8 protein-coding genes and 1 pseudogene are annotated in these 9,385 nt (G+C 73.5%); 5 read left to right on the forward strand and 4 right to left on the reverse strand.

Annotation, left to right across the window (positions count from 1 at the left end; translation table 11 throughout):
* Nucleotide 1: 1 nt before the first annotated feature.
* Entirely contained in the window at nt 2–1,570 is a 1,569-nt protein-coding gene (locus AB0435_RS16245; RefSeq protein ID WP_366003710.1) for an FAD-dependent oxidoreductase, read from the reverse strand.
* Nucleotides 1,571–1,618: 48 nt separating this feature from the next.
* On the opposite strand from AB0435_RS16245, the gene AB0435_RS16250 reads away from it, so the two are divergent.
* The 3 genes from AB0435_RS16250 (at nt 1,619) to AB0435_RS16260 (ending at nt 4,639) form a co-directional block, all read left to right on the forward strand.
* A complete protein-coding gene (locus AB0435_RS16250; RefSeq protein WP_366427263.1) occupies nt 1,619–2,275 on the forward strand; it encodes a TetR family transcriptional regulator in 657 nt (218 codons plus the stop codon).
* Between the two features lie 83 nt (nt 2,276–2,358).
* Nucleotides 2,359–3,957, forward strand: coding sequence for an alpha/beta hydrolase (locus tag AB0435_RS16255; RefSeq protein ID WP_366427264.1), 1,599 nt, complete (start codon nt 2,359–2,361; stop codon nt 3,955–3,957).
* Between the two features lie 166 nt (nt 3,958–4,123).
* On the forward strand, nt 4,124–4,639 hold the full coding sequence (locus AB0435_RS16260; protein WP_366003707.1) for a DUF4142 domain-containing protein: 516 nt from the start codon (nt 4,124–4,126) through the stop codon (nt 4,637–4,639).
* Nucleotides 4,640–4,698: 59 nt separating this feature from the next.
* On the opposite strand, the gene AB0435_RS16265 is transcribed toward AB0435_RS16260, so the two are convergent.
* The 3 genes and pseudogenes from AB0435_RS16265 to AB0435_RS16275 all read right to left on the reverse strand — a co-directional run bounded on the left by AB0435_RS16265 (nt 4,699) and on the right by AB0435_RS16275 (nt 7,108).
* The gene (locus AB0435_RS16265; RefSeq protein ID WP_366427266.1) at nt 4,699–5,943 is read right to left on the reverse strand and encodes an ATP-binding SpoIIE family protein phosphatase; all 1,245 of its coding nucleotides are present in this window, start codon (nt 5,941–5,943) and stop codon (nt 4,699–4,701) included.
* A pseudogene (locus AB0435_RS16270) lies at nt 5,920–6,096 on the reverse strand (hypothetical protein); the annotation flags it as partial. The pseudogene AB0435_RS16270 and the gene AB0435_RS16265, both read right to left, overlap by 24 nt.
* Nucleotides 6,097–6,157: 61 nt before the next feature.
* Nucleotides 6,158–7,108 (reverse strand): PAS domain-containing protein, encoded by a 951-nt coding sequence (locus tag AB0435_RS16275; protein ID WP_366003705.1) that lies wholly within the window; start codon nt 7,106–7,108, stop codon nt 6,158–6,160.
* A 388-nt stretch (nt 7,109–7,496) separates the two neighbouring features.
* On the opposite strand from AB0435_RS16275, the gene AB0435_RS16280 reads away from it, so the two are divergent.
* Both AB0435_RS16280 and AB0435_RS16285 read left to right on the forward strand, forming a co-directional pair.
* Entirely contained in the window at nt 7,497–8,366 is an 870-nt protein-coding gene (locus AB0435_RS16280) for a hypothetical protein (protein WP_366003704.1), read from the forward strand.
* On the forward strand, nt 8,363–9,211 hold the full coding sequence (locus AB0435_RS16285) for an alpha-L-glutamate ligase (protein ID WP_366427265.1): 849 nt from the start codon (nt 8,363–8,365) through the stop codon (nt 9,209–9,211). The genes AB0435_RS16280 and AB0435_RS16285 overlap by 4 nt, the downstream gene beginning before the upstream one ends.
* Nucleotides 9,212–9,385: the final 174 nt, after the last annotated feature.

Below are 9,385 nucleotides of genomic sequence, written 5' to 3' on the forward strand. Positions count from 1 at the left end.
CTCAACCGCCGGACGGGCCCGCGGAGGCCGGAGCGAGGCGCGCCTCCGCGCGCGCGTGGGGGAGGAACCACCGCGCCAGCGCGGCGTCGAGAGCGTCCAGCGACTCCGCCGCGTCGGACACCGCCCACGCGACGATCCCGTCCGGCCGTACGAGCAGCCCGCCGAGGTCGGATGCGGAACGCGCCGTGACGACGGGGACCGAGCCCTCCGCCCTGGCCCGCAGCGCGTCCGATCCCGTGAGGTCGAGCAGGACGCCGTGCCCGTCGTGCAGATGGTCCGCCAGGCGGCTGCCGTCCGCGAGTTCGAGGTCCGGCGCGCTGCGCCCGACCAGCGGGTGGTCGCCGGGGATGGCGTAGCGCTGCCACACCCCGGAGATCTTCTTGACGAAGTACGTGGTGGCGTCGACGGTGCCGGTCAGCTCCGCGACCACGTCGCGCAGGGCGCCCGCGTGCGACTCCGGCCGCATCAGCGCGACTTGGGCCCGCGTCCACTGGAGCACCCAGGCCCCGATGGGGTGCCGCTCGGCGGTGTAGGTGTCGAGCAGCCCCTCGGGCGCCCGTCCCTGGATCGTGGCGGCCAGCTTCCAGCCGAGGTTCACCGCGTCGCCGATCCCGAGGTTGAGCCCCTGGCCGCCGAAGGGGGAGTGGACGTGCGCGGCGTCGCCCGCGAGCAGGACGCGGCCCTTGCGGTAGTCGCTCACTTGGCGGGCGTTGTCGGTGAAGCGGGTGGCGGAGCGCACCTTGGTGACGGTGACGTCGTCCACCCCGGACACGGCCCGCAGGCTCGTCTGCAACTCCTCGGCGGTGACGGGCGCGTCGCGGTCCGCCGGGGGGCCGTCGAACTCGACGGTGAGGATGCGGCCGGGGAACGGGCCGTGCGCGTACGTCCCGCCGGGCGTCCAGTTCCAGCCGGACCCCAGCCGCTCGGCGCCCTCCATCTCGACGATCGCCTGGTGGCCGGTGATCCCGGGGTCGGTGCCGGGGAAGTCGAACCCGGCGAGCTTGCGGACCGCGCTGCGGCCGCCGTCGCAGCCCACGAGCCAGCCCGCGCGCACTGTTTCGCCGCCGAGGCGCACGGTCACGTGGTCACCGGCCGCGTCGAGGCCGGTGAGCTCCGCACCGCGGCGCACCTCGACGCCGAGTTCCGCCGCGTGCCGGGCGAGCAGCCGCTCCAGCGCTTCCTGGGGGACGAGGCCGACCTCGCCCGCGGGACCCGCCGCGTCGAGGTCGGGGTCGGTCTCGTCCAGGAGGTCCGCGCTCAGCATGATGCCCGCGAAGTGCCCGGCGAACCTCGGCGCCCGCGCGGGCGCCGCGTCTCCGCCGGTCACCCGCTGCCGGGCGAAGGACGTGACACCGCTCAGGCTCCGTTCCTGGATCTCCCTCAGCGCGGGCAGCAGTCCGCGCCGGTAGAAGGCTTCGGCGGTCGGTGAGTTGATCGCCCCTGCCTTGATCGTCGTGTCCACCTCGGTGAGCCGCTCGACGACGAGCACGCCCACCCCCGCGAGCCGCAGCTCGCACGCCAGCATCAGCCCCACGGGGCCGGCTCCTGCCACCACCACGTCGTAGTCCATGAGTAAAACTGTAGTCGCTAAAAATTTTGGGTGGGTACTATTTTTTCCATGAGTGAGGACTTCATGGCCGAGGACGAGGAGAGCCGGGGACTCGGCCTGCGCGAACGCAAGAAGCGCCGGACGCGGCAGCGGATCTCCGACGTGGCCACCGTGCTGATCGCCGAGCGCGGCTTCGACAACGTGACCGTCGCCGAGGTCGCCAAGGCGGCCGAGGTCTCCACGATGACGGTCTTCAACTACTTCCCGCGCAAGGAGGACCTCTTCCTGGACCGCATCCCGGAAGCCGTCGAGCTCTTCACCCGCGCCGTCCGCGACCGGCGCCAGGACGAGACGCCGGTCGGCGCCGTGCACCGGCTGCTGCTCGAACTCCTCGACCGGCGCCACCCGCTGGGCGCCGTCGGCGACCGCTTCCCGGCGTTCTGGCGGATCGTCCTGGACTCGCCCGCCCTGCGCGCCCGCGCCCGCGAAGGCGTCGAGGAACTGGAGAACGCGCTCACCGAGGCCGTCGCCACGACGACCGGCGCCCCGCCCGGAGACCCCCGCCCGCGCCTCGTCGCCACCCTCACCGTCGGCGCCTACCGCACGGCGTACGTCACCGCCGCCGCGCGACTGCTCGCGGGCGAGCACGCGGACGACATCATCGACAGTCAGCGGGAGTATCTGGACGGCGCGTTCACCGCGCTGGAACGGGCGCTCGACGGCTGATCCGCACGGCGGCACGCCGACGATGTCACCCGGACGCCCCTTCCGGAAAGCCGGTCGTCAGACCGCGAAATACCGTCCCTGACATGACGTCCGTACGCCGTCCCCCGTGCTCGACCCGTCTTCCGCGCGTCGCCAAGGCGGCCGCCCCCCTCGCGGCCGCCGTCCTGCTCGCCCCCGGACTCGCGGGCTGCACCGCCTCCGGCCACGCCGCCGCCGGGGAGCCGGACCTCTCGGCCTACTACGAGCAGAAGATCACCTGGCACGCGTGCTCGGGGGAGACGGACAAGGCGGTCAAGGAGGAGACCGCGAAGGCCGACGCCGCGGCCGAGTGCGGCCGGCTCAAGGTCCCGTACACCTACGCCGACCCCGGCAAGGGCGGGCTCAGCCTCGCGCTCATGCGCTACCGCACCAAGAACCAGGACGAGCGCGGCGGCTCGCTCGTCCTGAACTTCGGCGGCCCCGGCGAATCGGGGCTCAGACAGCTCAAGGAGTACGGCCCCGACGGCTTCAGCAAGGCCGGCACCCGCTACGACCTGGTCACCTTCGACCCCCGCGGCGTCGGCGCCAGCTCCCCCGTGCTCTGCGGCGGCGGGGGCGGCGCGGCCGATCCCCCGCCCGGCCCGGACCTCTCGGGCCCCGGTGGGATGGCCGACTTCATCGCCGCGCAGGAGAAGGCACTCCAGCGCTGCAAACGGACGGCGGGCGACATCATCCCGTACGTCGGCACTGTCAACACGGCCCGGGACGTGGACGTGCTCCGCGCGGCGCTCGGCGAGGGGAAGCTCAACTACCTCGGCTTCTCCTACGGCACCAAGCTGGGAGCCGTCTACGCCCACCGCTTCCCCTCGAAGGTCGGGCGCATGGTCATGGACGGCGTCGACGAGCCCGCCCCCAACCTCAAGGACTCCACCCTCGCCCAGACGGCCGCCTACCAGCGGGCGCTGCGCCACGCCGTCGAGACGTGCACCGCCCGCGGCGAGGAGGACTGCGCGCTCGGCTCCGACACCGACAAGGCCATGGCCAACGTCGCCAGGGCCTTCGACGACCTCGACGACCAGCCGATCGACTGGCCGGGCGGCCGGAAGCTCGACCGGGAAGGCGCCATCGAGGAGACCATGGGCCTGCTGCGCTCCCGGGAGAGCCTGCCCGAGACCCCCAACCTGCTGGCCGCCATCATCTACCACGTCCACCCGGGCGAGGCCGCGGCACTGGGCAGGGCGGCGGCCGACGGGGCGGGCGGCAAGCGGGAGAACGGCGTCCACGACAAGGTGGAGGAGGCCATGACCGCGATCAACTGCGCCGACACCTCGGGCCGTTACAGCGCCCGGCAGGTCGTCGCCGCCTACGACGACTTCGTCCGGGCCTCGCCCGTCTTCGGCCCCTTCATGGCCGCGGGCATGGCCACCTGCACCGGCTGGCCCCAGGCCGGGGACGACACCTCGCACGACGTACGCGCCGCCGGCGCCCCCAAGATCCTCATGCACACCACCGAATACGACCCCGCCACCCCCGTCCAGTGGCTGCCCAGGATGGCGGCCGCGGTCGGCTCCGCCGTGACCATGACCGACACCGGCGGCGGCCACAGCGTCTACGGCACCCAGGACGCCACGTGCGTCAACGAGCGCATCGACGTCTTCCTGCTCGACGGCACGCTGCCGCCGGACCGCTCCACCTGCTCCTGACGCGGCGCTGCTCCATTGGGACGGACTGCGAACGCCCCGCGGGTGGCGCGGCCACGGCCCGGGGCAGGCATCGACTCGAAGGGGCGTCGGTCCGTACGCCCCGGCCAGAACCCGGCCCACGGTGCCGAGGGGCGCCGTGGGCACACGAGGAACGGAGCAGCTAACGATGCGTATGCGACACCGGGCCGGAACCGCGGTGGTGGCCCTCGCCCTGGCGGCGGCATCGGCGGGGACGGCCCTCGCCACGGAGTGCGAGCACGACGACGCCTTCCTGACAGCGGCTCACCTGGGCAACATGGCGGAGATCGCGGCCGGCAAGGACGCCGGACGGCACGCCGTCATGCGGTGCACCAAGGAGACCGGGGAGGTGCTCGTCAGCGACCACACCCGCATGGACGAGTCGCTCCGGGCGCTCGCGAAACGGTTGAGCGTCACGCTGCCGAAGGAGGTCACGGCCGCACAGCAACAGGAGATGACGGACCTCAGGAAACGGGCGGGCACCCGCGACTACGACAAGTTGTGGCTGAAGGCCCAGGAGACCGGCCACGTCATGGTGCTGAAGCTCATCGACGACGAGGTCAAGTCGGGGAAGGACGACGAGGTGCGGGGAGCCGCCCGCGCGGCCCGGCCGTTCGTCGCCCACCACCTCGACCTGGTGCGCGACTGCATGCGCATGCGCTGACCCTCCGCACGCCGCCCCGGGTACGGGCCCTGTCCCCGTCCGTACCCGGGGCGCCGGGCTCAGGCGGCGGCCAGCGGCTGCTCCGCCCAGATGGTCTTGCCGTCCGCGGTGAACCGCGTGCCCCAGCGCTCGGTGAGCTGCGCGACCAGCAGCAGACCCCGGCCGCCCTCGTCGAGGACGCGGGCCCGGCGCATGCGCGGCGAGGTGCTGCTGGCGTCGGAGACCTCGCAGATCAGCGACGACGCGTCACGGATCAGCCGCAGCCGGATGGGTGCGTGCGCGTACCGGACGGCATTGGTCACCAGCTCGCTGACGACCAGTTCGGTCGTGAAGGCCAGCTCCTCAAGCCCCCACGCCGTCAGCTGCTCCGACGCGTGCTTGCGGGCGTCGGCGACGGTGGCCCGCTCCGCGGGCAGGCTCCAGCTCCGCACGTGATCGGCGCCCAGCGCCCGGGTGCGGGCCAGCAGCAGCGCGACATCGTCGGCGGGCCGCGCCGTCCGGTCCGGCAGCAGTGTGTCCAGCACGTCGTCACAGATCCGCTCCAGGGACGCGGGCGGATCCGTCAGGGCCTCACGGAGCCTGACGGTCCCCGGACCGGTCCCGTGGTCGCGCCCCTCGACGAGCCCGTCGGTGTAGAGCGCGAGGAGGCTGCCCTCCGGCAGCTCCGTCTCGAACGCCTCGAAGGGCAGCCCGCCCAGCCCGAGCGGCGGACCGCTGGGGACGTGCGCGGAACGCGCCGTGCCGTCGGGCAGTACGATCACGGGCGCCGGATGCCCCGCCCGCGCCATGGCACAGCGCCGCGACACCGGGTCGTAGACCACGTACAGACACGTGGCGCCCGTCTCCCGCACGGCCGTCGCGGGCTTCGGCCCCTGGCCCTGCGCCAGTTGGATGACGAGGTCGTCGAGGTGGGTGAGGAGCTCGTCCGGCGACAGGTCGAGGTCGGCGAGCGTACGGACCGCCGCGCGCAGCCGGCCCATCACGGCGGACGCCTGGAGACCACGGCCGATGACATCCCCGACCACCAGCGCCACCCGGGCACCGGACAGCGGGATGACGTCGAACCAGTCGCCCCCGATGCCCGCCTGGGCGTCGGCCGGCAGATACCGCGAGGTGACCTCCACCGCCCCTTGGTCCGGCAGCCGGCTCGGCAGCAGGCTGCGCTGGAGGGTGAGCGCGGCGGTGCGCTCCTGGGCGTACCGCCGGGCATTGTCGACACACGCGCCCGCCCGCGCCGCGATCTCCGAGGCGAGCAGCAGGTCGTCGGCATCGTAGGTGCCGCTGCCGCGTATGAAGACGGCCACGCCCAGCGTGGTGCCGCGCGCGCTCAGGGGCACGGCGAGGACGGAGCCGACGCCTCGCTCGCGGACGGCGGCGGGCACGGCGGAGGCGTCCGACAGCCACGCCTGGATCGCCGGGTCGTCGCCGCTGTGCAAGGACGGTTCGCCGGAGGCGAGCGCGCGGGCCGGCGGGGAGTGCGGCGGGCTGGGGCGGGCCTCGGCCGGGCCCGGGTCCGCGTCAGGGCCATCGCCGGAGGCGGTACGGGCGGCGACGGCCGGCGGCCCGCGCTCCCTCGCCCTCGCCGTGGAGCACCGGGTCGAACAGCTCGACGGCGACGAAGTCGGCGAACGGCCCGGCCGTGACGTCGGCCAGCTCCTGTGCCGTACGGGCCACGTCCAGTGTCGTCCCGATCCTCGCCCCCGCCTCGTTCACCAGGGCCAGCCGCTGCCGCGCCCGGTGCTCCTCCGTGCGGTCGAGGGCGGCGAGGGCGACCCCGTGCACCTGCCCGGCGGGATCCCTCAGCGGGGTGAAGAACGAGGCCCAGGCGCGCTCCCGGAGCTCACCCGGCGCCCGGAAGACGGCGTCCGTGCGCACGGGCCTTCCCGTGCGCAGCACATCGGCCATCATTCTGCCGAAGTCCTCGAAGGGCGGGCCCGGGTGGATGTCGGCCAGCCGCAGCCCGAGCATCTCCGCTTCCGGGTGGCCCGCCACGCCGAGCATTTCGTCATTGACGCTCACGAGCCGCAATTCGTCGTCGTAGACCGACGTGGCGATGGGGGACTGGAGATAGGCCCATTCCTTGAGTTCCTTGACTTCCTTGAGTGGCGCGGAACCGGACTCCGGGGTGGTCGCGGGTCCGTTCCCGGCGGCCGTCAGCAGGAGCCACCCGACCCCGCCGTCACCGTCCGGACCGGGGCACGCGCGGACCGGGACCCGCACCGCGGTGCCGTCCCGGTGGCGGGCGGCGGCGCTGCCGCTCCACCGCGCGGACCTGGTCAGCGACGTGCGCGCGGAGGCGGGCAGGGGAGCGGCGAGCAGACGGGAGGCCGGTCGTCCGACGATCTCGTCGGCCGGATAGCCGAGCAGGCGCTGCGCCAGGGGACTCCACAGGGTGACGGTGCCTCGTCCGTCGACGGCGGCGACCGGGATCGCCGTCGCATCGGGGAAAGTGTCGGTGTGGACGTCCATCGGCGTTCATCTCGTTCTCGATGTGCGATACAGCGATTTATTCTCGCCCGTCGGTTCAGGGCATGGCTCGCTGCTGCCTCTTTTCCCTACAGCTTTCCCGCACGGACCGGAGCTCAAGCCTCGCCGCGCGCCCCCGTACGCGCCGTGCCCGCTTGGCGACATGGTGTGTCCGCCCGCCGCGGCGGCGCTCACCGACGTGCCGCGCCCGGATCGCCCGACATCCCCACCAGTCGGTCGGATCCGGAGAAATCCCCGCGCACGGTCGGCCGGTTGCCGTGAAATCGACGCGGCCCCTGGCGATCTCACCCGCACACCCATGACATCCTGGGCCGTCACAGTTCTGCCGGACGGGATCGGCGGACGTCCGGGGATTACGAGGATGCACCACATGAGACTCTGCTTCCTGGTGGAGGAGCAGTACCGGCGCGACGGCATGCCGGTGGACGTGATCCGCCAACTGACCGCCTGGGGGCACCAGGTGGACGTGCTGCGGCCGGGCGGTTCCCTCCTCGAGCTCTCCAAGGCGGTGCGCGCGGGCGCGCACGACGCGTGGGTGCTCAAGACCGTCTCCGGCGGACCGGGCCTGACGCTGCTGGAGGCCGCCGCGGCCGTCGGCCTCACCACGGTCAACGACGCCCGCGCGATCCGCGGGGTGCGCGACAAGGCGCTGGCGGCGGTGACGGCCGAACACCACGGCCTGCCCGTCCCCGTGACCTACGCCGCCGCGCGGCCCGAGGAGTTCGCCGGGATCCCCGCGGCCGCGTACCCCCTCGTGGTCAAGCCCGCCGACGGCAGCTCCGGACGCGCCGTCCGCCTCGTGCCCTCCCCGGACCGGCTGCCCGCCCCCGGCACCGAACCCGCCGGCCTGCTGATAGCCCAGTCGTACGTGCCCAATTCGGGCGTCGACCTCAAGGTGTACTGCGTCGACGGCGAGTTGTACGCGACCGAGCGCCGCTCGCCGCTGCACCCCGACCGGCCCGCCCGCGAACGCCACGTGCCGCTGACGACCGAAGTGGCGGACATCGTCACCGAGGTCGGCGCCGTCTACGGCCTCGACCTGTACGGAGTGGACGTGGTGCTCGGACCCGACGGACCGGTGGTCGTCGACGTCAACGACTTCCCGAGCTTCCGTCAGGTGCCGGACGCGGTGGCCCGGGTGGCGTGGGCCGTCCTGCGGCTGGCCGACGCCGGATCCGCACGGCACGCCGCGGCCGCCGCGCACCTGCCCGCTCCCGCGCGGGTGGGCGGTGCCGCGTGAGGATCTGCCTGCTGACACCCGCGCCCGACCACCCGCTGCTGGCCGCCACCACCGCGCTCCTGGCGCCCCGTCACCAGGTGGAGACGCTCGACCCCCGGCACGCCGTGCTGCCGTCACCGGCGCGCGTGCCCCAGGCGCTCGCCGACGTCTATCTGCTGAAGAGCCGCACACCCTGCGCCCTGGCCTTCGCCCGCTACCTCGAACAGCACGGCGCCCCCGTGCTGAACTCCGCCGACGCGACCGAACTGTGCCAGGACCGCACCGCCATGGCCGAGGCCGCGCTCGCCGCAGGACTGCCCTTCGCCGCCACCACGGCGGCCACCACTCCGCCGCGCCTGGCCGAGCGGGGCGGCGTGACGTACCCCCTGGTCGTCAAGAGCCGCCACAGCAGGCGGCACGACCTCGTGGCCCGGGTGGACGACGCGGAACAACTGCGGGCCCTGGCCGCACAGTGGCCGGACGAGCCGGTGGTGACCCAGACCTACACCCCCAACAACGGCTGGGACCACAAGCTGTGGGTCATCGGCGACGAAGTCTTCGCCGCCGTCCGCCGCTCGGAGCTCGCCCCGCCGTCGGCCCGCCGGGCCGAGCCGGTCGCCGCCGGGGAACTGCCCCCGGCCTGGCTCGACGTGGTGCGCCGGGCGGGCGAGGTCTTCGCTCTGGACGTCTACGGCGTCGACCTCCTCGATGTGCCGGGGGGTCCGTTGATCGTGGACGTCAACGCGTTTCCCGGCATCCGGGGGCAGCGCGGGGCGCCGGAGGCGTTGGCGGCGCTTTCCCTTCGTGCGGCGTCAGGGGACTATCGTCCGCGTGGGACGACGCGGGGCGTGATCCTGAACGGTTGAGGGGGCGTTGTCGCTTGAGGCGGGCTTTGTTCCCCACCCCGCCCCTTCCCGAAACTGGGGGAGACCCCCAGACCCCCGACCACGCTTCGCGCGGTGTCCTCAAACGCCGGACGGGCTGGATGCGCGCACCCGGCTGCAGAATCAAGGCTACGGTCCGCGAAAACCAGCCCGTCC

The organism is Streptomyces sp. NPDC051173, assembly GCF_040689515.1.
GTDB lineage: Bacteria > Actinomycetota > Actinomycetes > Streptomycetales > Streptomycetaceae > Streptomyces.